Annotated in this window: 1 protein-coding gene; it reads right to left on the bottom strand. The window is 61.6% G+C overall.

What is annotated here, in order from left to right; genetic code table 11:
* Positions 1-28: 28 nt before the first annotated feature.
* Entirely contained in the window at positions 29-670 is a 642-nt protein-coding gene (locus NR121_RS24970; protein WP_256832146.1) for a cysteine hydrolase family protein, read from the bottom strand.
* Positions 671-721: the final 51 nt, after the last annotated feature.

The following is a 721-nucleotide window of genomic DNA, read 5'->3' as shown; positions in this document are numbered from 1 at the left end:
CCGTTGCCGTTCCCCGTCCGGGTGAGCATTACGCTCTCTGGTATTTGCCGGGCTTCTTGGCAGCTTCCAGCCTTTCGAAGAGCTCCCCGCTTGTGATCACGTCGCCGTAGTTCATTTGGATATTCCGCAGCGCTTCCCAGTGCTGCCCGTACCCCAGAGGCACATCGTGCGTATGGGGACTAGGGACCGCGGTCGTGCAGTCTGCCAGCACGATAACCTTGTAAGTTCTGTTCCATGCGTCGATCGTAGTGGCGTGGACGCAGTTCGCCGAGGTGATCCCGGCGATCACCAGAAACTCCGTTCCCAGCTCCCGCAGGTATTCTTCAAGCTGCGTGCCCACGAAGACGCTGAAGCGGCTTCTCCGCAAGACCGGTTCGCCTTCCCGGGGTTCCAGCTCGCCTGCAAAATGGTCTGTCTGAGGGTTCCCCCAGCTTGCGGCCGACTCCGGCGTGCCCGGATTCAAGGCCGGCCATTTCAAAGCGCAGATGCCCTTATCCAGACCCTCAGGACTCAGGCCCCACTGAGACCAGATGACCGGACTGCCTTCTTCACGGAACCGCTTGACGACCCGCTCGACCGGTTCGACCGTGTCCTTTCCGCTCGGGGCGCCCCCCACGCTGGGAATGGCCAGCGCACCATCGGGATCGGTGCATACGGGCTGCATATCCATTACGAGCAACGTCGCGCGCTTCGGATCGATCTCCGGCGCAACCATAACACT

Source organism: Paenibacillus sp. Pae15, from assembly GCF_024519685.1.
Classification (GTDB): Bacteria; Bacillota; Bacilli; order Paenibacillales; family NBRC-103111; genus Paenibacillus_G; species Paenibacillus_G naphthalenovorans.
The sequence above is the reverse complement of the archived record's forward strand: the minus strand, read 5'-3'. Positions and strand labels throughout refer to the sequence as shown.